General features: G+C 62.4%; 27 protein-coding genes. 10 read left to right on the top strand and 17 right to left on the bottom strand.

Annotated elements, in window-relative coordinates; genetic code table 11:
• Window positions 1–14: 14 nt before the first annotated feature.
• From TM49_RS21825 to TM49_RS21785, 9 genes are all read right to left on the bottom strand, one after another.
• Window positions 15–878, bottom strand: coding sequence for an ABC transporter permease (locus tag TM49_RS21825; RefSeq protein WP_045684325.1), 864 nt, complete (start codon window positions 876–878; stop codon window positions 15–17).
• A complete protein-coding gene (locus TM49_RS21820; protein WP_425283299.1) occupies window positions 875–1666 on the bottom strand; it encodes an ABC transporter permease in 792 nt (263 codons plus the stop codon). Before TM49_RS21820 ends, TM49_RS21825 begins: the two co-directional genes overlap by 4 nt.
• A gap of 332 nt (window positions 1667–1998) precedes the next feature.
• Entirely contained in the window at window positions 1999–2778 is a 780-nt protein-coding gene (locus TM49_RS21815; RefSeq protein WP_045684323.1) for an ABC transporter ATP-binding protein, read from the bottom strand.
• A complete protein-coding gene (locus tag TM49_RS21810) occupies window positions 2775–3197 on the bottom strand; it encodes an NUDIX hydrolase (protein ID WP_045684322.1) in 423 nt (140 codons plus the stop codon). Before TM49_RS21810 ends, TM49_RS21815 begins: the two co-directional genes overlap by 4 nt.
• Window positions 3198–3202: 5 nt before the next feature.
• On the bottom strand, window positions 3203–3859 hold the full coding sequence (locus tag TM49_RS21805; RefSeq protein ID WP_052699991.1) for a LysE family translocator: 657 nt from the start codon (window positions 3857–3859) through the stop codon (window positions 3203–3205).
• A gap of 3 nt (window positions 3860–3862) precedes the next feature.
• On the bottom strand, window positions 3863–5317 hold the full coding sequence (hydA, locus tag TM49_RS21800) for a dihydropyrimidinase (RefSeq protein ID WP_045684321.1): 1455 nt from the start codon (window positions 5315–5317) through the stop codon (window positions 3863–3865).
• A 58-nt stretch (window positions 5318–5375) separates the two neighbouring features.
• On the bottom strand, window positions 5376–5576 hold the full coding sequence (locus tag TM49_RS21795) for a hypothetical protein (protein ID WP_045684320.1): 201 nt from the start codon (window positions 5574–5576) through the stop codon (window positions 5376–5378).
• On the bottom strand, window positions 5573–5965 hold the full coding sequence (locus tag TM49_RS21790) for an endonuclease domain-containing protein (protein WP_045684319.1): 393 nt from the start codon (window positions 5963–5965) through the stop codon (window positions 5573–5575). The genes TM49_RS21795 and TM49_RS21790 overlap by 4 nt, the downstream gene beginning before the upstream one ends.
• A 170-nt stretch (window positions 5966–6135) precedes the next feature.
• Window positions 6136–7389, bottom strand: coding sequence for a Zn-dependent hydrolase (locus TM49_RS21785; protein WP_045684318.1), 1254 nt, complete (start codon window positions 7387–7389; stop codon window positions 6136–6138).
• A 211-nt stretch (window positions 7390–7600) separates the two neighbouring features.
• On the opposite strand from TM49_RS21785, the gene TM49_RS21780 reads away from it, so the two are divergent.
• On the top strand, window positions 7601–8236 hold the full coding sequence (locus TM49_RS21780; protein WP_045684317.1) for a TetR family transcriptional regulator C-terminal domain-containing protein: 636 nt from the start codon (window positions 7601–7603) through the stop codon (window positions 8234–8236).
• 13 nt (window positions 8237–8249) lie between these two features.
• On the opposite strand, the gene TM49_RS21775 is transcribed toward TM49_RS21780, so the two are convergent.
• From TM49_RS21775 to TM49_RS21760, 4 genes are all read right to left on the bottom strand, one after another.
• Window positions 8250–10973 carry a bifunctional diguanylate cyclase/phosphodiesterase gene (locus TM49_RS21775; RefSeq protein WP_052699989.1) on the bottom strand — a complete coding sequence of 908 codons (2724 nt, stop codon included), beginning with the start codon at window positions 10971–10973 and terminating at the stop codon, window positions 8250–8252.
• A 465-nt stretch (window positions 10974–11438) separates the two neighbouring features.
• Window positions 11439–12752 (bottom strand): NAD-dependent dihydropyrimidine dehydrogenase subunit PreA, encoded by a 1314-nt coding sequence (preA, locus tag TM49_RS21770; protein ID WP_045684315.1) that lies wholly within the window; start codon window positions 12750–12752, stop codon window positions 11439–11441.
• A gap of 12 nt (window positions 12753–12764) precedes the next feature.
• The gene (locus TM49_RS21765; protein ID WP_045684314.1) at window positions 12765–14126 is read right to left on the bottom strand and encodes an NAD(P)-dependent oxidoreductase; all 1362 of its coding nucleotides are present in this window, start codon (window positions 14124–14126) and stop codon (window positions 12765–12767) included.
• 103 nt (window positions 14127–14229) lie between these two features.
• Window positions 14230–14703: a VOC family protein gene (locus tag TM49_RS21760; RefSeq protein ID WP_045684312.1), complete on the bottom strand. Its 474-nt coding sequence runs from the start codon at window positions 14701–14703 to the stop codon at window positions 14230–14232.
• A gap of 142 nt (window positions 14704–14845) precedes the next feature.
• Here TM49_RS21760 and TM49_RS21755 point away from each other — a divergent pair, with 142 nt between their 5' ends.
• Window positions 14846–15403 (top strand): VHL beta domain-containing protein, encoded by a 558-nt coding sequence (locus TM49_RS21755; RefSeq protein ID WP_045684310.1) that lies wholly within the window; start codon window positions 14846–14848, stop codon window positions 15401–15403.
• Window positions 15404–15433: 30 nt separating this feature from the next.
• On the opposite strand, the gene TM49_RS21750 is transcribed toward TM49_RS21755, so the two are convergent.
• A complete protein-coding gene (locus tag TM49_RS21750) occupies window positions 15434–17242 on the bottom strand; it encodes a monovalent cation:proton antiporter-2 (CPA2) family protein (RefSeq protein ID WP_045684308.1) in 1809 nt (602 codons plus the stop codon).
• A gap of 99 nt (window positions 17243–17341) precedes the next feature.
• Here TM49_RS21750 and TM49_RS21745 point away from each other — a divergent pair, with 99 nt between their 5' ends.
• From TM49_RS21745 to ppa, 7 genes are all read left to right on the top strand, one after another.
• On the top strand, window positions 17342–18682 hold the full coding sequence (locus TM49_RS21745; RefSeq protein ID WP_045684307.1) for a TldD/PmbA family protein: 1341 nt from the start codon (window positions 17342–17344) through the stop codon (window positions 18680–18682).
• A gap of 67 nt (window positions 18683–18749) precedes the next feature.
• A complete protein-coding gene (locus tag TM49_RS21740; RefSeq protein ID WP_045685671.1) occupies window positions 18750–19511 on the top strand; it encodes a 3'(2'),5'-bisphosphate nucleotidase CysQ in 762 nt (253 codons plus the stop codon).
• Between the two features lie 67 nt (window positions 19512–19578).
• On the top strand, window positions 19579–19812 hold the full coding sequence (locus tag TM49_RS21735) for a DUF4170 domain-containing protein (RefSeq protein WP_045684305.1): 234 nt from the start codon (window positions 19579–19581) through the stop codon (window positions 19810–19812).
• A gap of 241 nt (window positions 19813–20053) precedes the next feature.
• Entirely contained in the window at window positions 20054–21451 is a 1398-nt protein-coding gene (gene waaA, locus TM49_RS21730) for a lipid IV(A) 3-deoxy-D-manno-octulosonic acid transferase (RefSeq protein WP_052699988.1), read from the top strand.
• Between the two features lie 105 nt (window positions 21452–21556).
• A complete protein-coding gene (gene lpxK, locus TM49_RS21725) occupies window positions 21557–22588 on the top strand; it encodes a tetraacyldisaccharide 4'-kinase (RefSeq protein WP_045684304.1) in 1032 nt (343 codons plus the stop codon).
• Between the two features lie 66 nt (window positions 22589–22654).
• On the top strand, window positions 22655–23161 hold the full coding sequence (locus TM49_RS21720) for a GNAT family N-acetyltransferase (RefSeq protein WP_045684303.1): 507 nt from the start codon (window positions 22655–22657) through the stop codon (window positions 23159–23161).
• A 140-nt stretch (window positions 23162–23301) separates the two neighbouring features.
• A complete protein-coding gene (gene ppa / locus TM49_RS21715) occupies window positions 23302–23835 on the top strand; it encodes an inorganic diphosphatase (RefSeq protein ID WP_045685667.1) in 534 nt (177 codons plus the stop codon).
• A gap of 71 nt (window positions 23836–23906) precedes the next feature.
• Here the strand turns inward: ppa and TM49_RS21710 are convergent, their stop codons facing one another.
• Window positions 23907–24197: a YggT family protein gene (locus tag TM49_RS21710; RefSeq protein WP_045684302.1), complete on the bottom strand. Its 291-nt coding sequence runs from the start codon at window positions 24195–24197 to the stop codon at window positions 23907–23909.
• Window positions 24198–24326: 129 nt separating this feature from the next.
• On the opposite strand from TM49_RS21710, the gene TM49_RS21705 reads away from it, so the two are divergent.
• Window positions 24327–25580, top strand: a complete 1254-nt coding sequence (locus TM49_RS21705; protein WP_045684301.1) for an MFS transporter — start codon at window positions 24327–24329, stop codon at window positions 25578–25580.
• Between the two features lie 12 nt (window positions 25581–25592).
• Here TM49_RS21705 and TM49_RS21700 read toward each other — a convergent pair whose 3' ends face one another.
• The gene (locus TM49_RS21700; protein ID WP_425283263.1) at window positions 25593–26309 is read right to left on the bottom strand and encodes a glutamine amidotransferase; all 717 of its coding nucleotides are present in this window, start codon (window positions 26307–26309) and stop codon (window positions 25593–25595) included.
• A complete protein-coding gene (locus tag TM49_RS21695; RefSeq protein ID WP_045685665.1) occupies window positions 26290–26784 on the bottom strand; it encodes a tellurite resistance TerB family protein in 495 nt (164 codons plus the stop codon). Before TM49_RS21695 ends, TM49_RS21700 begins: the two co-directional genes overlap by 20 nt.
• Window positions 26785–26862: the final 78 nt, after the last annotated feature.

Below are 26862 nucleotides of genomic sequence, written 5' to 3'. Positions count from 1 at the left end.
GCTTTGATGCCCCGTCACGACCTGCGGACGGACGGATGCCAGAACGTGACGACGCGCTGAATGAGCGCCACCACGCCGTAGAAGGCGGAGCCGGCAACAGCCGCCACCGCAATCTCGGCCCACACCATGTCGATATTGGCCCGGCCCACCTCGGTGGAAATCCGGAAACCCATGCCGACGGTGGGCGTGCCGAAAAATTCTGCCACAATGGCCCCGATGAGCGCCAGTGTGGAATTGATCTTCAACGCATTGAATATGAACGGCCATGCGGCCGGCAGGCGCAGCTTCAGAAGCGTCTGCGACCACGAGGCCGCATAGGTGCGCATCAGGTCGCGCTCCATGTCGCTCGCAGACGACAGGCCCTGAATGGTGTTGACCAGCATCGGAAAGAAGGTTGAAACCACCACGACGGCGGCCTTGGACGGCCAGTCGAAGCCGAACCACATCACCATGATCGGCGCGATGCCGACGATCGGAAGGGCCGCGACGAAATTGCCGAAGGGCAGCAGGCCGCGCTTCAGGAAGGGAGAGCGGTCGATGAGGATTGCGACCAGAAACCCGGAGCCGCAGCCGAGCACATAACCGATCAGAACCGCCTTCATGAAGGTCTGGCGGAAATCCGCCCAGAGCGTCGGCAGTGAAGTCGAAAGCCGCGCCCAGATGGCCGTTGGTGCCGGCAGCAGGATCGGCGGGATGTTGAAGGCGCGCACGACGCCTTCCCAGAGGACGATCAGCGAGGCGCCGAAGATTACCGGCACAATGAAGAACGCGATCCGGTTCAGTGTCCTGTTGGAAAAATTCTGACGCACCAGCCATTCGTTGAAGGCCCAGCCGCCAAGCCAGAAGACGAGGGCAAACCATACAAACCAGCTGCTCATGACCGGACCCCCATGCGCTTCAGCACGATCGTCTGGGCAAGCCCGACCAGCGCCACAAGGATCGAGGCGAGGATTGCGGCCATGAACAGTGCCGACCAGATCTGCACCGTCTGCCCGTAATAGGAGCCGGACAGGAGCCGGGCGCCGAGACCGGCGACGGCGCCTGTCGGCAACTCGGCGATGATCGCACCGACCAGCGAGATCGCGATGGCGATCTTCAGCGAGGTGAAGAGATAGGGCATGGCCGATGGCAGACGCAGCTTCCACAGCACCTGCCGGTCGTTGGCGTTGTAGGTGCGCATCAGGTCGAGCTGCAGTCGGTCGGGCGAGCGGAGGCCCGAGACCATGCCGACGGCGACCGGAAAGAACGATAGGTAGGTCGAGATCAGCGCTTTCGGCAGAAGCCCGGTGATGCCGATCGCATTCAGCACCACGATCAGCATCGGCGCGATGGCGATGATGGGAATGGTCTGGCTGGCGATGATCCACGGCATCATCGAGCGTTCCATTGTCCGGTTGTGGACGATGGCGATGGCAAGGATGACGCCGAAGGCGGAGCCGATGGCAAAGCCGAGCACGGTCGAGGAGAGCGTGATCCAGGCATGATAGACGAGGCTGCGCTTCGAGGTGATCTTGGTTTCGAACGTCGTCTTCCAGAGCTCAGCCGCGACCTGCTGCGGCGCGGGCAGCACCGGGCGCTTGGCGTTGTAGGTTTCGGTGACAAGCTCGCCGAAGGTCAGCGTCTCGCCTGCGCGACGCGCCTGATCCTCGGCGAATGGCCGGTTCATGACAACGACGAATACGCACCAGAGCACGAGGATCGCGAGGACGACGGTGGCGACGGGGAGGATGCGTTCACGCAGCATGGTGAAGTCCTTTCCGGCGGGCGGATGCCGATCGGGAAGTCGCAGCCCCAGCCAAACTCACCCCCCCAATCTCCCCCCCTTGAGGGGGGAGATGTCGCGGAAGCGACAGAGAGGGGTGCAGCGCTTCCGACTTGCTCTGCGTGTGTGGCTTGCGCTTCACCCCCCTCTGCCCCTGTCGGGGCATCTCCCCCTCAAGGGGGGAGATCGACCGGCGGGTGGCTGCCAGGCCGGGGAGCGATGAGGGGCGACAGAGTTCACTCATAACTATGCCCCGCCCTCAGCCCCTCGCGCACGCGGTGGGCGATCTTCAGGAATTCGGGGCTTTCGCGGATGTCGAGCGGACGGTCCTTTGGTAGAGGACTGTCGATAACGTCCGTGACGCGGCCGGGGCGGGGGCTCATGACGACGATCTTGGTCGATAGATAGACGGCCTCCGGGATTGAGTGGGTGACGAAACAGATGGTCTTGTCGGTCGCCGCCCAGAGCTTCAGCAACTGTTCGTTCAGATGGTCGCGGACGATTTCGTCCAGTGCGCCGAAGGGCTCGTCCATCAAGAGAAGGTCGGCATCGAAGGCGAGCGCGCGGGCAATCGAAGCGCGCTGCTGCATGCCGCCGGAAAGCTGCCACGGGAATTTCTTGCCGAAGCCCGCGAGGTCAACGAGTTCGAGGACGCGTTCGATGCGCCGCTGCTGATCGGACTTCGTATAGCCCATGATCTCGAGCGGCAGGGCAATGTTCTTTTCGATCGTGCGCCACGGATAGAGGGCGGCGGACTGGAAGACATAGCCATAGGCACGATCGAGCCGCGCGTTTTCCGGCGTTGTGCCGTTGACGGTGATTTCGCCGGCAGTCTTTTTCTCCAGATCGGCAATCACCCGCAGGAACGTGGTCTTGCCACAGCCGGAAGGACCGATGAAGGAAACGAAATCGCCCTTCTTCACCTCAAGATCGACATCCTTCAGCGCATGGACGGGCCCGTCATTGGTCTGGAAGGTGAGGGACAGTTTCTTCGCCGAGACGACGGAAAGGGTCATGAAGCGCTCCGGGTTTCGGCAAGGCGTTTGCGGGCAATCGGGAAAAGATGGTTTGCAGTCAGCGCGGCGCGCTCCACTTCGAACGGCCCGTCGACCGGCAGCCACTTTAGCGCCTCGATCTCGGCAGCGGGCGCGACCTTCGGGCTTGCGAACCAGGAAAAGGCTTCCGCTTCCACGATCATGCCCGGCTCGTTTGCCGCTTTTTCGCTGTAGCGACCTTCATAGACGAAATCTTCGGCGCGACAGGAAAGCGAAAGCTCCTCCTGCAATTCACGCACGAGCGCGGCAATCGGCGTCTCGCCGGCATCGATCTTGCCGCCCGGCTGCATGAAGGCGGTGGTGGCGCGCTTGCGCACCAGCAGCATCTCGCCGCGGTGATTGATGATGAGGGCGACAGCAATGCGGATTGTGTCGTTCATCGTGCTCACGCCCTCCTTTCGAAAGCCAGCACGCCGGCAAGCCCGATCAGCACGCCACCGGCAATGGCTTCGATCCAGAGAACGACCCGCTCGGTGATGAGCCTTGCGAGCGACGAGAAGGCCAGCGCATAGATCAGCAGAACCGGCAGTTCCAGCAGCACCGAAACGCTGCCGAGCACCACCATCTGCAGCGCCACCGGCCCGTGCGGATCGATGAACTGCGGCAGGATCGCAACGAAGAATGCGAGGTTCTTCGGGTTGGCCGCCTGAATGCTGATGCCCTTCCAGTAGAGCCTCAGCGGTGCGGTCCTGGCACGCGGTGCATTGGCGGCCTCCACAAGAGGCGCACCGGCCTTCGCGCCGCTGCGCAAGGCCCTGATAAGGGGCACCACCATCTTGATGCCGAGCCAGGCGAGGTAGATCGCGCCGACGATCTTCACCACGTAGAACAGCGTGGCGCTGGCGAGGATCAGCGAGGCGACGCCGGCAGCCGAGAGCGCGAAATAGACCGCATTCGTGGTCAGGATGCCGGCGGCCGCACATTGCGAACGCCAGAACCCCTGGCGCATCGATAGGCCTACGACCAGAAGCACCGCCGGACCCGGCGACAGGCAGAGCAGGAATTCGGTCGCGGCAAAGGCGGCTACGTTCGACCAATCCATCGATCAGACCCCTGACGGCGGAATGCCGGCGCGTTCGATCTTGCGTGGGGCAACCAGTTCCTTCCAGGTGGAGAGCGCCTTGTTGACGGGTGTGAAAGGTTCGCGGGCAACGAACTTGCCGTGGCCTTCCTCGGTTTTCACCGTTGCCTCCTCGATGACGACCTTGCCACGCGAAAGCGTGAAGCGCGGCAGACCCTTCACATGAATGCCCTCAAAGACATTGTAGTCGATCGCCGACTGCTGGCTGGAAGCCGAGATTGTCTTCTCGCGGTTCGGATCCCAGACAACGAGGTCCGCATCGGCGCCGACAAGGATTGCCCCCTTCTTCGGATACATGTTGAGGATTTTCGCAATATTGGTGGAGGTTACGGCGACGAATTCGTTCATCGTCAGCCGGCCGGTCGCGACGCCATAGGTCCAGAGCAGCGGCAGGCGATCCTCGAGCCCGCCCGTGCCATTCGGGATCTTGGTGAAGTCGTTGATTCCGGTGCGCTTCTGGTTGGTGGTGAAGGCGCAGTGGTCGGTGGCCACACAGGAGAGAGAGCCGGCCTGCAGCCCAGCCCAGAGTGAATCCTGATGCTGCTTGTTGCGGAAGGGCGGCGACATCACGCGGCGGGCGGAGTGATCCCAGTCCTTGTCGAAATACTCGCTTTCATCGAGCAGAAGATGCTGGATCAGCGGCTCGCCATAAACGCGCATACCCTTCTGCCGGGCACGGCGGATCGCCTCGTGGCTTTGTTCGCAGGAGGTGTGCACGACATAAAGCGGAACGCCGGCCATATCGGCGATCATGATGGCGCGGTTGGTGGCCTCGCCCTCCACTTCGGCCGGGCGCGAATAGGCATGGCCTTCCGGCCCGGTATTACCCTCGGCGAGCAGCTTGGCCGACATCGAGGCGACGACATCGCCATTTTCGGCATGAACCAGCGGCAGGGCGCCGAGCTCTGCACAACGCTGGAAGGAGGCGAACATCTCGTCGTCGTTCACCATCAGCGAGCCCTTGTAGGCCATGAAGTGCTTGAAGGTGTTGATGCCCTTTTCCTTCACGATGGTTTCCATTTCCTCGAAAACCTGCTTGTCCCACCAGGTGATCGCCATGTGGAAGGAATAGTCGCTGTTGGCCCGCGTCGACTTGTTGTCCCAGCGCTTCAGCGCGTCGATGAGCGACTGGCCGGGGTCGGGCAGGCAGAAGTCGACGACCATGGTGGTGCCGCCGGCAAGGCCCGCGCGGGTGCCGCTTTCGAAATCATCGGAGGAATAGGTGCCCATGAACGGCATTTCGAGGTGGACATGCGGATCGATGCCGCCCGGCATGACGAAACAGCCGCTCGCATCCAGCGTTTCGTCGCCGGAAAGATTCGCGCCGATCTCGATGATCTTGCCGCCTTCGATCTTCACATCGGCTCTGTAGGTGAGGTCTGCGGTCACGACCGTGCCGCCCTTGATGACTGTGCTCATAGCTGTTCCCTTATCTGCGCGGGCGGGCGGTTTTCCGCTTCTCTGCCCATGGTTTGGTCTACTTCAGGTGCCACTTTCCCGGTGGCTTGATGTTGCTGTCAATGGCTTTCGGTGCGGCCGTGGTGTTCGGTGTGACGACGCCCCGGCTCTTCGCCGGGCCGGTCAGCTTTTGCGGTCCTGTGCCGGCTGTCACCGACGAAGCAGGCTTGGCGCCGATGAAGCCGCGGGAGCGGAGCGGGGGCTTTTCCGTGGATTTCATTGGATCTCTGGCTTCCTCGGATAGAATCGGGTGATCTCGCATAGATCGGTCAGGCGCTCTTCGAGAATGGCGACAATGGTTTCGAGGGTGTCCTCTCGCTCGCGAAGCACTTCTTCGTTCCAAAAGCGGATAACGGAAAAGCCAGCAGAGTTGATATAGCGCGTCCTTTCCATGTCTCTCATATTGTCGGCATGCTGCGCACCATCCAGCTCAATCACAAGCGTTTTCTCACGACAGGCGAAATCGGCGATAAACGGTCCGATCGGATATTGCCGAGTGAATTTGAAGCCGTTGAGGTTGCGGTTTCTAAGTTCGCGCCACAGCACCTTTTCCGCGTCCGTCTCGTTGCGGCGTAGAGCGCGGGCGAATTGGGTGCTCGAGTTCGGCATAAGCCCCCCTCATCCGGCCTTCGGCCACCTTCTCCCCTCAGGGGAGAAGGGGCGGCGCTTCGCGCTCGGCGACTGTGTTTGATAGTCTTTCGTAGCCGGCCCCGCGCTCCCCCTCTCCCCTGGGGGAGAGGGTGGCGCGAATGCGCCGGGTGAGGATGCTGCGCCCGCCGTCATTCAACAATCTCCGCCGTCTTCAACACCGCCCTGAGCAGCACGTCGGCGCCGGCGGTGGCCCATTCCTTGGAAATCTCCTCGGCCTCGTTGTGCGAAAGCCCGCCGACGCATGGGCACATCACCATGGTGGCGGGTGCGACCTTGGCGGCCCAGCAGGCGTCGTGGCCTGCGCCGGAGACGATGTCCATGTGGCTGTAGCCGAGTTCGACGGCCGCCGCGCGGACATTATCGACGAGTTCCGGCGCGAAGGTGACGGGATCGAAATGGCCGACCGCTTCGACCGAACAGCCGACACCGAGCGCCTCGCAGATCTCCGCAGCTTCCTTCTCGATGCGGGCGCGCATGCTGTCGAGCTTGTCCTGGTCCACCGTTCTGATGTCGACGGTAAAGGTGACCGAGCCCGGCAAGACGTTGCGGGAATTCGGTTTGAAGAACATCTGGCCAACGCCACCGACGGCATTGGGCTGGGCGTCCATCGCCACTTTCTGCACCATCTCCAGAATACGGGCCATGGCGAGGCCGGCATTGACGCGCATCGCCATCGGCGTCGAGCCCGTATGGGCCTCCTTGCCGGTGAGCGTGAATTCCAGCCACCACAAGCCCTGACAGTGGGTGACGACGCCGATCTGCTTATCCTCTGCCTCGAGGATCGGGCCCTGCTCGATATGGTATTCGTAATAGGCATGCATCTTGCGCGCCCCGACCTCCTCGTCGCCGACCCAGCCGATGCGCTTCAGTTCATCGCCATAGGCGAGCCCTTCGGGGTCCTTGCGGGCATAGGCGTAATCCATGGTGTGGACGCCGGCGAAAACGCCGGAGGCCAGCATGGCGGGGGCGAAACGGGCGCCTTCCTCGTTGGCCCAGTTGGTGACGACGATCGGGTGTTTGGTCTTGATGTCGAGGTCGTTCAACGTGCGCACCAGCTCAAGCGCGGAGAGAACGCCGAGAACGCCGTCATATTTGCCGCCGGTCGGCTGGGTGTCGAGGTGGCTTCCGACATAGACGGGAAGCGCATCCGGGTCCGTACCGGGGCGCGTCATGAACATCGTGCCCATCTTGTCGACGCCCATCGAAAGACCGGCATCGTCGCACCATGACTTGAACAGGGCGCGGCCTTCGGCGTCGGCATCCGTCAGCGTCTGGCGGTTGTTGCCGCCGGCTATGCCGGGGCCGATCTTTGCCATCTCCATCAGCGCATCCCAGAGCCGATCTCCGTTGACGCGCATGTTTTCGCCTGCTGACGCTGCCATTTCAGTCCCCATACATGTGGCCGGTTTCATGACCGTACCGTTCTTGTGATTCCGATCCTTGACGAATTTGACCGGTTGGTAAACTTTACAACTTTAGGGCCCGTGCTCAAGTGACGAAAGACAATTCACTCAACATTTTCGTAAAAAATAGCCTAAAGAATGAGCGTGATTTGTTTTTGTGCAGAACTGACCCCAAGGAGCGTAGACGGCAATGATGGCACGGGCAGCGAAGACCCAGCGGCGGACACGCATTCAGGAGGCCAAGGAAGAGATCATCCTTGAGGCTGCGCTTGATGTCTTCTCGGCTAACGGCTTCCGGGGTTCGACCGTCGACCAGATCGCCGAGGCCGCCGGCATGTCGAAGCCGAACGTGCTCTACTATTTCCGCTCGAAGGAGGCGATGTTTTCGGAGTTGATTGCCCGTGTAATGGATGTCTGGCTTGATCCGTTGCGGCTTTTCGACGCCGACAAGGAGCCTGAAAGCGAAATCCGCTCCTACATACGCCGCAAGCTCGAAATGGCACGGGATTTCCCCCGGGAAAGCCGTCTCTTCGCCAATGAAGTGCTGCAGGGCGCGCCCAATACGGAGAGTTTTCTGAAAGGCGAGCTCAAGGACCTGGTGGACGAAAAGGCCAAGGTTATCCGTTCCTGGCAGCGTGCTGGAAAGCTGCGCAAGGTCGATCCCTATCACCTGATTTTCTCGATCTGGGCGACCACGCAGCATTACTCGGATTTCGACATTCAGGTTCAGTCGGTTCTCGGCGAGGGGCTTTCGGGCGAGGGCCGGTTCGAGGATGCGGCGCGCTATCTGGAGACGCTCTTCGTCAACGGCCTGATCGTCCGCTAGCGCCCTTGACGATCTATCCCGGCCTTCTGCGCGAAACGCCGTTGTTGGCAGCAAACTGCGCCACCCAGGCCTTCTCGCGGGCAAAACGTTCCAGCGCGTCCGGTGCCAGGGGCGGGGCGAACAGATAGCCCTGGAAGGAATCGACGCCGAGCTCGCGCAGGATACGGGCATGCTCCAGGGTTTCCACGCCTTCGGCGATGACTTCGATGCCAAGCGCCTTGCCAATCTCGATGATCGAGGCGACAAGCCTGCGTTCGCCGGCGCCGATGGTGATCGGAAAGACCAGCTGCCGGTCGATCTTGAGGCTCTTCGGCGAGAGCGCCAGAAGGCTCAGGATCGAGGCGTAGCCGGTCCCGAAATCGTCGATCTCGACATCGATGCCAAGCGCCTTGATGCGCGCAACGTTTTCGTCGAGCCGGGTCTCGCTGTCTTCGAAGGAGATTGACTCCAGCAGCTCGAAACGCAGCCGGCCGGGCGGTGGCTTCAGGGTTTCGATGTTCGACAGCAGCATTTCGTCGGCGAGCCTCTGTGCCGAGATGTTGACCGAGATGTGGGGAACATCGAGCCCGCGCTCCAGCCATCTGCGCTGCTGATCCAGCGCCTTCTGCAACACCAGGGCATCGATCCTCGCGATCGCGCCGATGGTCTCGGCCGTGCCGATGAAGAAGCCGGGCTCGACCATGCCGCGGGTCGGGTGTTTCCATCGCACCAGCGCCTCGGCACCCGAAAGCTCCAGCGTATGGGCATTGATCTGCGGCTGATAGGAGACGAAGAATTCGTCATTCTCCAGCGCATCGATGATCTCGTCGGCCACCTTCTTGTTGGTGATCGCGATGTTGCGTAGCGCGGCGTCGAAGACCACGAGACGATTGCGGCCCATGCGCTTGGCTTCGTAAAGCGCAATGCTTGCGTTGACGAGCACGTCGCGCATCGCTTCCGCCTCGGCATCCATCCAGGCTATGCCGACACTGGCGCTGATCCGGATTTGATGGTCGCCGTAGCTGAGCGGCCGGCCCAGCGCCCGGATGATGTCCTGGGCAAGCCGGTTCAGCGCCGCAACATCACCGTCGAAGGCGGTGACGAGCGCAAATTCATCGCCGCCGATGCGAGCGATGAAATCGTTCGGTCGGGCGATGCTCTTCAGCATGCGCGCGGCATGGCGCAGCATGGCATCGCCAGCGGTGTGGCCGAGCGTGTCGTTGATTTCCTTGAAGCGGTCGAGGTCGATATGCAGCACGGCATAGGGCGGCTCGAGCATCGAGGTCTCATTGCCCTTGACGAACACATGCTCGAGATATTGCCGATTGGCGAGATCGGTCAGGGCGTCATGCAATGCGGTGTGGCGCAGCACATCCTGCGCATGCTCCAGCGCTGCATTCTTGCGGCGAGCTTCCTGATTGGCGTGCTTCAGGTCGTTCTGGAGCTGGATATCGTCGGTGATGTCCCAGTTTACGCCGATCAGGCGCCGATGGCCGCCGGGATCGGTATAGAAATCGCCAAACACCTGCAGGTAGCGGATCGCCCCGTCCGGGTGAACGATCCGGTAGGTGTCGCGGAACGGCTTCCCGGCCGCAAGGATGCTCTCAAGCGACGACGTCTCCTCTTCGAGGTCCTCCGGCGCGAGATGCTTGCGCCAGATGTCGAGGCCGCTCTCGTCCGTGTCGGGCGGGACGCCGTAGAGCTCGTACATCCGTTGGTCCCAGATGGTTTTTCCGCTTTCGAGATCCATTTCCCAGACGCCGATGGCGGAAGCGTTGAGCGCGAGCTGCATGCGCCGTGACAGGCTCTGCGTGTCTGCGGCGCTCTTCCTGAGGGCAGCAAGGTTGCGGCTTCTGATCCGCATCAGATGGGCGATACCGAGGACGGCCGTGATGATGATGATCCCGACAGCATCGATCAGAAGCCTTCGTGGAAGGGCGGCGGCAAAGGTCTGGCGCCAGCCGACCTCAGGGGCGGCAGCGACCGCCCATGTCGTGTTGGCAAGGCTGAGTTCATGGATGACCGGGCTTTCGGCAAACACCTCTGGCTGCCCGAACAGGATTTCGGTGATCTTGCCATCCGGCCCACGTTTGCCGACGGCGAAAGCGAGGTCCGGCTGGTCGGCCCCAATCACCTCGTCCGACAGCACGTCCTCAAGGTCGATGACGGCAGAAAGGATACCCCAGGCATTGGCGTCGGTGCCGTCGTAAAGCGGGTAGTAGGCCAGCAGCGCCGCACCGCCCTGCACAAGCTGGATGGGGCCGTCGATCACGGCCTTGCGTGAAATCAGCGCCTTGCGCACCGCGGCAAGCTGGTCCGGCCTGTCGGCGTAGCTGAGGCCGAGGGCTTCCTGGTTCTCCGCAAAGGGGTAGACCATCTCGATCAAGAGGTCGCGGGCGATCGCCAGGCTCCGGAGCTCTGTGTCGCCGGAGAGAAGCTTGCGGGCAAGCCGCTCGAAGCGGCTCTGGTCGATTTCGGGTTCGAGTGCAAGCGCGCTGCCGAACCCTTCGACGAGGCGCAGGTTCTCATTGATGTCCTCTTCGATGCGGATGCTGGAGAGCGCCATGCGTTCCGCCGTCTTCAGCCGCAGGCCGTTTGTGTAGGCGCGCGCCGCCTCGCGGTTGGCAACAATCATCGAGCCGATGACGAGCACGATGACGGCAAGAGCGAGGAGGTCGCCCGCGGTCGGCCGAATGCGCGCCCAGACGGCGGGCGCATATCGAATTTTCTCTCTTGCCCTGGCAGCAAACCGTCGCAAGCCTACCCACCTCCCGGTGGGAAGAGCGTTCTATCTGGACTTCCCACGCGCCGAAAAAGTATTACACTTTTGAAATTATCGCGGCGGGATTGCAATACGCAAAATTGCGGAGGTTACTATTAGTATTAACAGAGAATTTTTAGTAAGTTGTGGTCTATATTTTGATTTTGTAAATAAGGATGTATGTGGAGAATATGCGGCCACCCGAGTGCCAACAGAGGCTTGGAGGCGTATGTTGATCCTGCCGCCGGCCTCTCCACAGTGGGCAGGCTCGGGCTTGATGAAAGCATGCAGGCGGGTTAGCTCATTGAATTTACGAAGACTTATTGGGAACTCTTGCCGTGCTGCCTGGATCCTCGGGTCAAGCCCGAGGATGACGCCCGTCAAAAGAATAGGCTTGTCAACAAACCGAAGGCCGCATGTCGGGGACATGCGGCCTCCTTCAAAATGTCTGTTTGTCGCCCCTTACTCAGCGGCCTTGAAGGCCATCGGGTTGTTGGGGTGGGTTGTCCAGTTGGCATAGTCGGCGGACACCGTCTTGCCGGTGCGCAGGTCCTTCTCGCCCGGTGCGAGCGACACCATGTCGATGCAGTTTTCGACCGGGCAGACGTTGACGCAGAGATTGCAGCCGACGCAGTCTTCTTCCTTCACCATGAAGTGGCGTTCGCCGTCGACCATAGCGGTGATCGCCTGGTGGGAGGTGTCCTCGCAGGCGATGTGGCAACGGCCGCACTTGATGCAGGCATCCTGGTCGATGCGCGCCTTGGCGATGTGGTTGAGGTTCAGATACTGCCAGTCGGAGACATTCGGCACGGCGCGGCCGGTGATGTCGTCAAGGGTCTGAAAGCCCTTGCTGTCCATCCAGGCGGAAAGGCCGGAGATCATTTCCTTGACGATCTTGAAGCCATAGGTCATCGCCGCGGTGCAGACCTGCACATTGCCCGAGCCGAGCACCATGAATTCGGCCGCATCGCGCCAGGTGGTGATGCCACCGATGCCGGAGATCGGCAGGCCGGCGGTTTCCGGGTCGCGGGCAATCTCGGCCACCATGTTAAGCGCGATCGGCTTGACCGCCGGGCCACAATAGCCGCCATGCGTGCCCTTGCCGCCGACCGTCGGGTTCGGCGCAAAGTTGTCGAGGTCGACGGAAACGATCGAGTTGATGGTGTTGATCAGCGACACCGCATCCGTGCCGCCGCGATAGGCGGCGCGGGCCGAATGGCGGATATCGGTGATATTCGGCGTCAGCTTGGTGATCACCGGCATGCGGGTGTATTGCTTGCACCAGCGCACCACCATCTCGACATATTCCGGCACCTGTCCGACGGCGGCGCCCATGCCGCGCTCGGACATGCCGTGGGGACAGCCGAAATTGAGCTCGATGCCGTCCGCGCCGGTCTCTTCGACGAGCGGCAGGATCGCCTTCCAGCTTTCCTCCTCGCAGGGCACCATGATCGACACCACGATGGCGCGATCCGGCCAGCGCATCTTCACTTCCTTGATCTCGCGGAGATTGAGGTAGAGGTCGCGGTCGGTGATGAGTTCGATATTGTTGAGGCCGAGAAGCCGGCGGTCGGCGCCCCAGATCGCGCCATAGCGCGGGCCGTTGACGTTGACGACCGGCGGGCCTTCCTCGCCGAGTGTCTTCCAAACGACGCCACCCCAGCCTTCGCGAAAGGCGCGCTCGACGTTGTAGGCCTTGTCCGTCGGCGGTGCGGAGGCGAGCCAGAACGGGTTGGGCGACTTGATGCCGACGAAATTGTTGGAAAGATCAGCCATTGTCTTCTCTCCTCAGGCCACGGCGCTTGCCAGCGGTGCTTCGCCCGCCAGAACGTGATTGATGGAAATCGCGGCGTCTCGCCCCTGGGCGACCGAAGTGACCGTCAGGTCCTCGCCCTTCTTCACGCAGTCGCCGCCCGCCCAGACATCGGCAAGCGAGGTGCGGCCCTCGGCATCGATGGCGATGCGGCCGTTCTCCAGCTTCAGGCCCTCGAGATGCTCGGTGACAAACGTCTGGCCGATCGCCTTCAGCACGTGGTCGGCGGCAATCACGCCGGTCTCGCCGGTGGGTACCAGCTTGCCGTCCCTGACTTCGGTATGCTCGAACAGCACGCCGGCGACCTTGCCGTCCTCGCCGAGAATTTCCTTCGGCGCCAGATAGTGGCGGATGAAGACGCCGCGCGAGGCGGCAAGCTCCTGCTCGAATTTCGAGGCGCCCATGGCATCCGCGCCGCGCCGGTAACAGAGCGTCACTTCGTCGGCGCCGAGAAGCTTCGACTGCACGGCAGCGTCGATGGCGGTCATGCCGCCGCCGAGCACCACGACATGGCTGCCGACGGCCACCGAGGAAATGTCTTCGGTCTGGCGCAGCTCCTCGATGAAATCGACGGCGTTGTCGCAGCCGGCAAGGGTTTCGCCCGGAATGCCGAGTTCGTTGACGCCGCCGAGGCCGATGCCGAGGAAGACGGCATCATAATCGCGGCGCAGTTCCCCGAGCGTATAATCGCGGCCGAGCATCTGCCCGCCGCGGATCTCGATACCGCCGATTTCCAGAAGATAGGCGATCTCCTTCTGGGCGAAATCGTCGACGGTCTTGTAGGCGGCGAGGCCGTATTCGTTGAGGCCGCCGGCCTTGTCCTTCGCTTCGAGCACGATCACATCGTGGCCCGCCATGGCGAGGCGATGGGCGCAGGCAAGGCCTGCAGGTCCGGCGCCGACGACTGCGACGCGCTTTCCGGTCTCGTGGGCGCGCGTGTAGAACTGTCTGTTTTCTGCCATCGCCGCATCAGTGGCATAGCGCTGCAGCAGCCCGATCTCGACGGGCTTTTCCTCCGCCGTGTTGCGCACGCAGGCTTCCTCGCACAGCGTCTCGGTGGGACAGACGCGGGCGCACATGCCGCCGAAGATGTTCTGGTCGAGGATGGTCTTTGCCGCGCCCAGCGGATTGTCGGTCGATATCTGGCGGATGAACAGCGGGATATCGATCGCCGTCGGACAGGCCGTCATGCACGGCGCATCGTAGCAGAAATAACAGCGATCCGCCTCGACAGCCGCCTCATGCCTGTCCAGCGGCGGATGCAGGTCGGAAAAATTGCCCTTGTATGAATCGGGCGCAAGTCGCCCGCCCTTCAGGGCCGGGTTCAATTCTCGCATAGCAATGTTCCCCAATTATTGGTGGTTGTTGGGGAGGATGCTAACTCAGTTCGAAAATTTTATCAAACGGTAAAAGTTTTTGCGTCAGGCCATGAGGATGGGGCTATCCCCGCCGCGCTGCGTCGATCGCCGCCACGTCGATCTTCTTCATCTCCATCATCGCTGCGAAGGCGCGTTCGGCCTCGCCGCCGCCGGCGGCGAGCGCTTCCATCAGGGTGCGGGGCGTGATCTGCCAGGAGATACCCCATTTGTCCTTGCACCACCCGCAGGCGCTTTCCTGGCCGCCATTCTCGACGATCGCATTCCAGTAGCGGTCGGTTTCCGCCTGGTCCTCGGTTGAAATCTGGAAGGAAAAGGCTTCGCTGTGGGTGAAAGCCGGGCCACCGTTGAGGCCGAGGCAGGGGATGCCGGCGACGGTGAACTCCACCGTCAGCACATCGCCCGCCTTGCCGGAGGGATAGTCTCCCGGTGCCCGGTGCACCGCCTTGACCATGCTGTCCGGAAACACGTCAGCATAGAAGTTTGCGGCTTCCTCGGCTTGCTTGTCATACCAGATGCAGATCGTGTTCTTCGCCATTGTTTGCGCTCCTCCCGTTCATCAGATTATATAGGTTGATATCAACTTAAATCGCAGATTGCCGGAAATCCGCCTTGATGGCAATGCTGGGCGTATGCGTTTTCGCTAAAACGCAAATTGGCTTTGGTAGAGGGGGAACAGCATGCCAGGCAGGCTTTTCTGTATCCTGATGATCGTCGTCGCGTGGTCGTGCGCGGGCTCTGCTTCGGCCGGCTGGCTCGATCATCGCGAGGAGCACCGTATCGTGCCCTATGCCGATGTCAAAGGCTGGGAGGTCTACGCGATCGGCCAGTCCTACGAGGGGTTCCTGGGGTGCGGCGCGATCAGGACCGAGGCCGCCGGCGAGCTGGTAATCGAGCGGTATATGGGCCACTGGCAGCTTGTCGTCCCGACCGGACGCAGCGATGAGGATCGCTATGACGGTGCGCTGGTTCTTTATGGCATCCGCACCGAATTCACGGGCGCCCGGCGGCTTGTCCATTTTGAGGGCGGCACGGCGCTCGGTTTTCCCTTCGATCTCTACTGGATCGACCCTGACGGCGCCTGGCTGCTCTACACGCGGCTCGTGCCGGGGCAGGGAATGGACATGGAAACCTATGTCGGCCACCAGTGGGTGGCCAGGCTCGACGACAATGAATGCGCCTATGCCGAGATCACGCCCCGTCTGTCGACGGTGGTGTTCCAGTACGAGGACGACTGAAGCCGCAGCTTTTGATGACCAACGCCCCGTTCATGCCATGTCCTTGCCGGTCACCTTGACCGTCGGGTCGGGTTGTCGGCGTTTCGGGCGCATCAGGGGTTCCGGGCTCACCGGGTGGGTGTGGAGCATATCGGCGCCCGCCATGATGCCCTCGACGGCCTGGATCTCCAGACGCTTGGCGTCGCGCTTGCGGATATCGTCGGTGATCGCCATTGCCTCCTCTTCGCTGCTGCCGAGCGCAATCAGCGTCTCGCGGCCGAAGACAAGTCCGGATTCGAGCGTCTCGCGCAACTCATATTCGACGCCGCGCTGCCTGAGCGCCAGCGTGTGGCCGCGGTCATAGGAGCGGGCATAGATGTGGGCGCGCGGGAAATTCTCCTGAACCACATCGATCACCCGGTCGGTGATCTCGCGCTTCTGGGTGCAGACCGCGACGATCTTCGCCTTCTCGATGCCGGCGGCGATCAGCACGTCCTTGCGGGTGCCGTCGCCGAAGTAGATGTGGAAGCCGAAGGCCGAGGCCTGGCGGATGCGCTCCGCCGAAAAGTCGATGATGGTCACCTCGCGGCCGCTCGCCAGCAGGATCTGCGCGGCGATCTGGCCGAATCGCGAGAAGCCGATCATCAGCACGTCGGCGCCGGCATCGGCGAAATCCTCCTCGATCTCCTCGTGATAGGCCTCGCGCCGAACAAAGAGCCGTTCCGCAAGCCTGACGCAAAGCGGCGTGGCCACCATCGAAACGGTGACGATCGCGATCAGCAACGAGGCCGTCGCGTTGGAGAAGATGCCGGCCGCTGCGGCCGTCGAAAACATCACGAAGCCGAATTCGCCGCCCTGCGGCAGAAGCGCGGCGATGCGGACGGCATCGGCGTGCGGCGATCCGGTAAGGCGGCAGAGGCCGTAGATGACGAGTGCCTTCACCAGGATCAGCACCGGCACGGCGATCGCAATGAGCAGCAGGTTCTCGTAGACGACCTGAAGCTCAAGCGACAGCCCGACAGCGATGAAGAAGATCGAAAGGAACACGCCGCGGAAGGGTTCGATATCGGCCTCGAGTTCATGGCGATAGGATGATTCGGCGAGCATGACGCCGGCGAGGAACGCGCCCATCGCCATCGAAAGCCCCACCATCTGCATCGCCATGGCCGCGCCGATGACGAGGAACAGCGCGGCGACGATCATCACCTCACGGGCGCCGGTCGCCGCGATGATCTGGAACACCGGGGTCAGCACGTAGCGGCCGGCGGCGATCATGGCGGCGATTACCGCCAGCGCCAGGGCGGCATTCGTCGCCATGTCGCCGGCCGTCGCATCCTCCGCGCCGCCGCCGAGAATGCTGACCAGCGCCAGAAGCGGCACGATGGCGATGTCCTGGAACAGCAGCATCGAGAAGGATCGTTGGCCGTAGCGGGTATTCACGTCGCCGCTGTCGTCGAGGATCTGCATCGCGAATGCGGTCGAGGACAGGGCGAGACCGAAGCCCGCGATCAGCGCCGCCGGCCAGCTCGACAGCGCAAGATGGGCAAGCGGCACCAGCAGCGCGCCGGTGACCAGCACCTGCGCCAGGCCGAGGCCGAAGATGTCGCGCCGCATGGTCCAGAGCCGCGCCGGCTTCAGCTCGAGTCCGATCATGAACAGCAGGAAGACGATGCCGAGTTCGGCGACGTGCAGCACTTCCTCGCCATTGGTGATGCGCTGCAGCACCGGGCCGATAACGATGCCGCCCGCCAGATAGCCAAGCACCGTTCCGAGGCCGAGGCGCTTGAAGATGGGCGCGGCGACAGCGGCCGCGCCGAGCATCCACACGGTTTCGGAAAACAGGCTCGTCGTTGTCGCCATAAGTTCGTCCCTGCAAAAGAATGAAGAGGCCACGTTTCCGAAAGGCCTTGATGGAATACAAAGCGAACAATAAATGGAAGCGCAAGGAAAGGCCAAGCCATGTCTGCAGATTGCAATGAATTGATCGAGCGCGCTTCCCGGATCGTGGATGTCGCGAAGAAAATGGGTGCCGATGCCGCCGATGTCGTCGTCTCCGAAGGCGCCTCCAACAGCGTCTCGGTCAGAAACGGTGAGCGCGAGAATGCGCAGGCTTCGGAAAATCAGGGTTTCTCGCTGCGCGTGTTTGTCGGTGCGAAGGTCGCAAGCGTCTCGACCAATGACGATGGTGACGTCGAGCGGCTGGCCGAGCGGGCGCTCGCCATGGCAAAGGTTTCGCCGGAAAATCCCTATGCGAGCCTCGCCGACAGCGATCGGCTGGCACGTGACTATCCGGATCTCGACCTTCATGACGAGTCGGATGTCTCGCCCGAGGCCCTGGTGGCGCGGGCGCTTGCCGCCGAAGAGGCGGCGCTTGCGGTGAAGGGTGTGTCCAAGAGCTCTGGCGCGAGCGCCGGGCGCGGATCGGTCGCCTTCGCGCTCGTCACATCGGGTGGCTTTGCCGGCGGCTATCGGCGTTCCTATTCCTCCGTCTCCGCTTCCGCGGTGGCAGGCGAGGGGACGGCGATGCAGCGCGACTATGACTATGACGCGCGCTCGCACGACGGCGACCTGAACGCGCCGGAGGATATCGGCCGCAGCGCCGGCGAGCGCGCCGTTGCGAGGCTTGCTCCGCGCCAGATCGAAACCCGTCGCGGCGCATCCGTCATCTTCGATCGGCGGCTTGCGACCAGCCTCGTCGGCCATCTCGCCGGCGCGATCTCGGGCACCGCTGTCGCGCGCAAGACCAGCTTTCTGCGCGACAAGCTCGGCCAGCAGGTGCTGAAGGCCGGCCTTAACGTCATCGACGATCCGCGCATCCCGCGCGGCGCCAGCTCGCAGCCCTTTGACGGCGAAGGGGTCTCGAGCGAGCGCCTCGCCATGGTCGAGGACGGCGTGCTGACGCAATGGTTCCTGTCGACCGCGCTCGGGCGTGAGCTCGGCATGTCAACCAACGGCCGCGGCGCGCGGGCGGGTAATTCGCTCGGGGCCTCGCCGACCAACCTGATCCTCGAGCCGGGCGAGAAATCGCCAGCCGAACTGATGGCCGAAATCGGCACGGGGCTTTATGTCACCGAGCTCATCGGCAGCGGCGTCGATATGGTAACGGGCGATTATTCGCGCGGCGCCAGCGGCTTCTGGATCGAGAATGGCGAGATCGCGTTTCCTGTCGCCCAGCTCACCATTGCGGGCAATCTGAAATCGATGTTCATGGCGATGACGCCGGCGAGCGATATCGACCGTCGCTTCTCCGTTGCTGCGCCCAGCATCCTTGTCGAGGGACTGACCCTCGCGGGACGGTAAGGGCGTTGCCGTGACCGATGCTTTTGACACCACGAAGGACTGGACGGACGATCTGGCGCTGATCGAGATGGCGGGGCGGGAGGCAGGGGCTGTCGCCCTGTCGCACTTCGGCGGGGCGCCCGAGGTCTGGTGGAAGAATGGCGGACAGTCGCCGGTAAGCGCTGCCGACCTTGCCGCCAACAGTTGCCTCGAAGACATTCTCCGCAAGGCGCGGCCGGATTATGGCTGGCTGTCGGAGGAGAGTCGGGACGATCCCGCCCGGATAGCGGCCGAATGTGCCTTCGTCGTCGATCCGATCGACGGGACGCGCGGCTTTCTGAGCGGCGGCAAGACCTGGGTGGTGAGCGTCGCCGTCGTGGCCCGCAACCGGCCGGTCGCTGGCGTTCTGGTGGCGCCGGCGCTCGATGAGATCTATTCGGCTCAACTTTCGGGACCGGCATTGAAGAACGGCGTTCCCATCGCCATTGCGGCAGCCGGCGAAGAGCGGCGGCCGGTGGAAATCTCTATGCCCGGCAATCTGGCCGGCAGGTTCAACGCCGATTTCGGCGCCCGTCTGCGGCGCCATCCGCACATCCCCTCGCTTGCCTATCGTCTTGCCATGGTGGCGGACGGTCGGCTCGACGGGACGCTGGTGCGAGCGCATTCGCATGACTGGGATCTCGCCGCAGCCGACATTATACTGGAGCGCGCCGGCGGGGTGCTGGTGGACGAGGCGGAGCGGACGCTCGGCTACAATCACGCCGATGTCAGCCAGGGGACGCTGTTTGCCGGCCACCCGGCGCTGGTCAGCGAAATGCTGCGGCAATTCGGACCTCCGGACGCGCCTTGACAAGCCGGGGCAAACCCGCGACACGAAGACCACTCATATTGTTTAAAACGATTAGGTGAGGCTCAAAATGATCGACTCCGTGGAAAACAAGCAGCTTCTTCATCTCGTCTTCGGCGGCGAGCTTGAAAGTCTCGAAGGTGTCCGTTTCTCCGATCTCGATGCACTCGATATCGTCGGCATCTATCCCAACTACGCGTCGGCCCTGAAAGCATGGAAATCGAAGGCGCAGCAGACCGTCGACAATGCTCACATGCGTTATTTCATCGTCCATCTGCATCGCCTGCTCGATCCTGAGAGCTGATGCTTCATGATTTTGCCGCATCCGTAATGCATTGTTTGTGCGGCCGTATAACAAAGACGTAATGTAGCGAAGTCCTGAAGGCCTTGTCGGGTCGGTATCTCGGCAAGGTTGTATAAACGCTCATTTACGGGTATGCGGTAGTATACGTGATTTTCTGGTGTTATCCTGAAGGGACAACCGATGATTCGCGTATGAGTGTGTGCAGGCGTACTTCACAGCGGGGGCGACTTTCGGATTGGGCATGCAGGCTGGAATTTCGACATGGTTCGCGCAGAAGGGGTACTGGCTCGGCGGTATCGTCGGCTATCCCTTGCTGAAATTTTATCTCAATCGCCGCGTCCAGATTGACAAGGAAGATCGAGAGCGCCTTGGCGAGCGGTTCGGCCGCACCGAGGTGGCCCGTCCCGAAGGTCCGGTCGTCTGGATTCATGCCGCCAGTGTCGGCGAAACGCTGGCCGTAGCACCACTCATCGAACATATCTGCGACTACGGGATCTCCGTACTGGTGACCACCGGCACGGTGACTTCGGCCAAGGTCGCCGCGGAGCGGTTCGGCGACCGCGTCATCCATCAATATGTGCCGATTGACGTTGCGCCCGCGATCGGGCGCTTCCTCGATCACTGGAAACCGGATCTCGCGATCAATGTCGAAACCGAGGTCTGGCCGGTCACGATCAACCAGCTCTCCCGCAGGCGCATCGCCCAGATCATTGTCAACGGCCGGATTTCCGACCGCTCCTTCGACCGCTGGAACCACCGTCGCGAACTTGCGCGCACGCTCTTCTCCCGATTTGCCTATGTCATGGCGCAGACCGACCTCGATGCCGAGCGGTTTTCCGATCTCGGCGCGCTCAATGTCGGCATTACCGGCAACCTGAAGGTCGATCGCGACGCACCGCCGGCAGACGCTGAAGCCCTGGCGGCGCTGAGACAAGAGATTGGCGACCGGCCGGTCTGGGCGGCGATCTCCACCTTCGACGGTGAGGAAAAGGCTGCTGCCGACGTTCACATGGCGCTCAAGGCGCGTCACGAAGGATTGCTGACCGTCATCGTGCCCCGCCATCCCGACCGCGCGGATGTGCTGGCTGCGCTTTTCGCCGCCAAGGGCCTGAAGGTGGCGCGCCGCTCCACATCCGATCCGGTGACGCCCGAGACCGACATATTGCTTGGCGATACGATGGGCGACATGGGCCTCTACCTGCGCCTCACCGAGATTGCCTTCGTCGGGCGATCGATGACCGCCAAGGGCGGGCAGAACCCGTTGGAGCCGGCGATGCTCGGCGCTGCGGTGCTGACCGGCCCCTATATCGAAAACTTCCGCGAGACCTATCGCCGCATGCGCCAGCACGGCGCCGTGCGCACCGTTGATGGCGCAGAGGCGCTGCTGCAGTCCGTCGACCTGTTATTGTCCGACGACAATGCTCGCGCTGACATGGTCGATGCAGGCTATGCCGCGGTGCGCGAAATGCGCGGCGCGCTGGTCAAGACCATCAAGGGGCTTGAACGTTTCCTTGCGCCGCTGATACTGGAGGCGCGTTTCTGCGCCCGGCCGAAGCCACGGCCGGTCGCCAGCGAAAGCTGGTCGCTGCCGCTCCGGCAGAACACCATCGAACCTGCCATCCGCAAGGCCTCGCGCTGAGCCGCCTGCGGGCGGCGTGAAGAAAGGCGAGCGTTTCATGATGGGCAATCCTGCCGTCCGGGCCGAGTGGCGCGCTTTTCCCAAGTCCATGCCGGATGCCGGCCGATGCTGATGAAGGCGCCGCGCTTCTGGTGGCAGGCGGGTCATCCGCTCGGCTTGCTGCTCTCGCCGCTTGGCTGGATCTATGGCTATTTTGCCGGTCGGCGCATGCAGCGGGCCAGCGGCGCGCGCGCCGGTGTGCCGCTCGTTCTCGTCGGCAATTTCACCGTCGGCGGCACGGGCAAGACACCGGTGGCGGAAGCCCTGGCGCGGGCGGCTCTCGCTCGTGGTCTGAAACCCGGTTTCGTGCTGCGCGGCTTTGGCGCCAGGGTCGATGGCGCGATGCTGGTCGATCCCGCACAGCATACCCACGATGACGTCGGCGATGAAGCGGTAATGCTGTCGGCCACCGCGCCCGTCGCCGTCTCGCCCGCCCGCCTCGATGCGGCCCACCTGCTGGAGGCCGAGGGCGTCGATTTCATCATCATGGACGATGGCCTGCAGAGCGGCCGGATCGCGCCCGATTTTGCGCTCGCGGTCGTTGATGCGGCGCGCGGGCTTGGCAATGGCCGCTGCCTGCCTGCCGGGCCGCTGCGGGCGCCCCTGGACATCCAGCGGCTGAAGGTCGATCTGCTCGTTGTCAACGGCAGCGGCGGCAATCGTGCGGTCGGCGCGTTTGCGGACGCTCATGGTTTACCGGTCGCCGCGGTGCGCGCCGTGCCGGCGCAAGGGGCGGACCGCTTCCGGGGGCGGGATGTGCTGGCCTATGCAGGGATCGGCGATCCACGCAAGCTCTTCGATACGCTTGAAGAAATCGGCGCCACCGTGGTCAAGGCCGTACCGCTTGCCGACCACCAGCCGCTGACGCCAGAGCTCGCGCGATCGCTGCTCGATGACGCGGACGGCCTTGCCCTGGTCACGACCGCCAAGGACCATGCCCGCTCTGCCGGCGCAACCGATCCTGCGATCGCCGACCTCAGGGCAAAGAGCGAGATTCTTGCCATCGAGATCATGTTCGCCGAGCCCGATATGCCGGGCCGTATCGTCGACGCCACCGTCGCGGCCTTCGCCCGCAGGCCCGGCAGAGAAAAGCGATGACTGATTTGTGATGGGCAAATCCGATTGATTGCAGTATGCTTCAGGGACCGGACACAAGGGTCGGTTATGAGGATACTATCAAGCGACGTCAGAGCCGCGGAGACGGCAGACGCCGAGAAGATTGCAAATGTGCATTGGCTGACATGGCAGCACGCCTATGCCGGCATCATCCCTCATCGCGCTCTGCAGGACATGATCACCCGCCGCAATGCTGCCTGGTGGCGCAAGGCCATCGAGGGCGATGCGACGCTGCTCGTCCTTGAGGTGCACGGCGAGCCGGTGGGTTACGCCACCGTCGGTCTCAACCGATCGCGGTCGCTGCCGCAGGAGGGCGAGATCTACGAAATCTACCTGCTGCCGCAGTTTCAGGGCGTGGGCTTCGGGCGGACGCTGTTCAACGAGGCGCGGCGACTGCTGGCCTCGCTCGGCTGCAAGGGCACGATCTGCTGGAGCATCGACGCGCTCGAACAGGCTTCGCTGTTCTTCTCGGCCATGGGCGGAAAACCGATGGCATTTGCCGAGGAAAGCGTCGGCGGTCGCATGCTCGCCAAGGTTTCATTCGTCTGGGATTGAGCCGGTTTTGCGGTTGCAATATGCGGCATCCCGAGCCGGCGACAGGCCGATGAAATTGCCGGAAGTCATTCCTTCAGGTTGCTTTGCAGCGCCAATTTGATTATCCAACAGCATCAAATCCCCCCTGTTTGGAGAACCTGATGCGTATTGAAGCGATTTCCATCGGCAAGAACCCGCCGGACGATATCAACGTCATCGTCGAAGTGCCGATGGGCGGACAGCCTATCAAGTATGAAATGGACAAGGACGCCGGTGTGCTGGTGGTCGACCGTTTCCTCTACACGCCGATGATGTATCCCGGCAATTATGGCTTCGTGCCGCACACGCTCTCCGACGACGGCGATCCGATCGACGTGCTGATCTGCAACTATCGTCCGCTGGTTCCCGGCTGCGTCATCAATGTCCGCCCGATCGGCGTGATGATGATGGAAGACAATTCCGGCAAGGACGAAAAGATCATTGCCGTTCCCTCCCAGAAGCTTTCCGCCCGCTTCGACAAGGTTCAGGATTTCACCGATATTCCGGAAATCCAGCTGAAGCAGATCGAGCACTTCTTCGAGCACTACAAGGATCTGGAGCCCGGCAAGTGGGTGAAGATTTTTGGCTGGCACGGTGTCGACGAAGCCAAGAAGCTCATCGTCGAAGCCATCGAGCGCGCCAAGGCCGAGAAGTAATCTTCTGCCGGCCGAGCGCCATAAACACCGAACCGCCCGGTGACGGGCGGTTCATTCTTTCCGAGAAAAGCTCAGTAAAGCCGGGGAATGATGCCGGTCAGGATGAGCCTCTGCAGGAAGAATACGATCAGAAGCACGATCACCGGCGAAATATCGATGCCGCCGAGATTGGGCAGGAAATTGCGGATCGGGCGATAGACCGGCTCGGTGACCGCATAGAGCGCACGGCCGATCGAATTGATGAACTGGCTGTGGGCGTTGACAATGTTGAATGCGTAAAGCCACGAGAAGATCGCGCTGGCGATGATCACCCACTTGTAGATTTCGAGGGCGTAGAAAATCGTTTCAAACAACGCGATCATGCATAAGCTCCTGTTCCTTGCTGACAACCATTTAGACATTGACGTCTTGGCGGGCAAGAGGTGGAGTTGTAACAACCGTCCCTGAAACGTGCATCCTCCGCACGACTTTCCTGCCAACCGGAACATCCGATGACAATTTCACCCACCGGCGCCCGCTTCGATGCCTTCCGCCACAGGGGCTATACGCTTTACTTCTTCTCGCGTTTCCTCGGCACCTTCGCGGTGCAGATCGTTTCGGTCGCGGTCGGCTGGCAGATGTATGACGAGACCGGGAACGCCTTCTATCTCGGCCTCATCGGCCTGTTCCAGTTCCTGCCCTCGCTGCTGCTCACCCTGGTGACCGGCACGGTTGCCGACCGCTACAACCGCCGCATGATCGCCGCCATCTGCTTTGCGATCGCCACTGCCTGCGCTGCGAGCCTGCTGACCATTACGGTGCTCGGCCTGTTCTCGCCCTGGCCGGTCTTCGGGCTGCTCGTGCTGTTTGGCACGGAGCGGGCCTTTTCCGGCCCGGCCCTGCAGTCGCTTGCGCCCAACCTGGTGCCGGAGCGCGACCTGGCAAATGCGATTGCCTGGAATTCGTCCTCCTGGCAGATCGCCTCGATCGTCGGCCCGGTCGCCGGCGGCCTGCTCTATGGGCTCGGGGCCGCTGCGGCCTATTCCACGGCCGTTGCCTTCTTCGCTGCCGGAACGGTGCTGATGGTGATGGTGCCGAAGCCGAACCAGCAGCGCCAGAGCACCGCGGTGTCGCTCGAGACCATTCTTGCCGGCTTCCGCTTCATCACCACGGAAAAGGTCGTGCTCGGCGCGATCTCGCTCGATCTCTTCGTGGTGCTGCTCGGTGGCGCTGTCGCGCTGATGCCGGTCTTTGCCCGCGATATTCTCGACCTCGGCCCCTGGGGGTTGGGTCTGCTGCGCGCCGCGCCCGGCGTCGGCGGGATCATCGTCGCCGTCGTCCTCGCCAGCGTGCCGATCCGCCACCACGCCGGCTATTTCATGTTCGCGGGTGTCGCCATATTCGGTCTGTCGACGTTGGTCTTCGGGCTGTCGGCGAGCCCGTGGATTTCGATTGCCGCGCTCGCCGTCATGGGCGGCGCCGACATGATTTCGGTCTATGTGCGCGAAACGCTGATCGCGCTGTGGACGCCCGACGAACTGCGCGGCCGCGTCAATGCGGTCAACATGGTCTTCGTCGGGGCTTCGAATGAACTCGGCGAATTCCGCGCCGGCTCGATGGCGCATTTCATCGGCGCAGTGCCGGCCGTTGTCTTCGGCGGTGTCGGCTCGCTCGCCGTCGCCGTGATCTGGGCCATGAAGTTCACCAAGCTCAGGACCATCGACAGCCTGGAGACACCCGAGCATCTCATCGGCCGTCAGGAGTAGGGCGGTCGCCGATCAGGCCGAAACGGCTTCGTTTTCGAAGACGGTGTCGAGAAAATCCCCAAGCCAGGCTTTCAGCGCCCGGTCGTGCAGCATCCGGCCTTCGAGATGGAGGCGGCCGGGCTGGGCCTTGGGAAGTGAGAAACGGCTTGCGCCGCGCACCACCCAGCTCTGCATCATCATCCGCGTCAGCTCTGCATGAAACTGCACGCCATAGGCCTTCTCACCGTAACGGAAGGCCTGGTTCGGGTAGAGATCGCCGCGGGCCAGAAGGTCGGCGCCATGCGGAAGCTCGAAGCCTTCGCGGTGGAACTGGTAGACCATGGAAGGCCATTTCATCATCAGCCGGCCGTGGCGTGTCGCCTCCAGCGGATACCAGCCGATTTCGACCGAGCCGTCGTGATTGCCGTAGACCTTTGCACCGAGATGCCGGGCCAGCATCTGGGCGCCGAGACAGATGCCGAGATAGGGCCGGTTTTCCTTCAGCGGCACCTCCAGCCAGTCGATTTCGCGGCGGACGAAGTCATCATTGTCATTGGCGCTCATCGGGCCGCCGAAGACGACGGCGCCGGCGTGATGCTCCAGCGTGTCAGGCAGGGCCTGACCGAGCGCCGGGCGGCGCATGTCGAGCGGATATCCTTTCTCGATGAGGAGCTGGCCGACGCGGCCGGGGGTCGAGCGTTCCTGATGGAGGACGATCAGGATCGGCTTCTTACTCTTCTGCGGATTCACCCATATCTCCTTCGTCGTCAATCGCAGCGCGCTTGAGCGCGGCCTGCCGTTCGAGCACCCGATCCCGCCCGGATACACCGATGAGTTCGGCGATGCGCCACACGACGTTGTCCTCCATCTCGCTGCGGCTGCCATCGGCATAGGCAATGTCCCACAGGAGACCGATCAGCCTGATCCGCTGATCCTCATCGAGGTGGCGTTTCACATCCGAGGTGAAGCGGTAGAAATCGACAGCTTCGCTTCCCGCTTCCTCACCGGCGGAAATCAAATCGTCGAGACTGGTACCATGCACGTCGTATATGCCTTCGAGCAACTCCCGCAACCGGTTTTGCTCGCTTGCGCTGATGACGCCATCGGCTTCCATCACCTGATAGCAGAGCGCGACAACGGCAACGCGCGCATCATTGGGTTCCGCCAGCCCCTGATCGCCTTCGCTGGAAATCTCCTGAAGGAAGCGGCTGATTCTTTCGAACATGGCAAGACCTGTCATGGTGTCATCGTGATTGGTGTAGCCCCAGGCATAGCCGCGCGCCGCGATCCGGTCAAATTACGG

It is taken from the genome of Martelella endophytica (assembly GCF_000960975.1).
Lineage (GTDB): Bacteria > Pseudomonadota > Alphaproteobacteria > Rhizobiales > Rhizobiaceae > Martelella > Martelella endophytica.
This window is presented reverse-complemented; position numbering and strand designations above follow the sequence as displayed.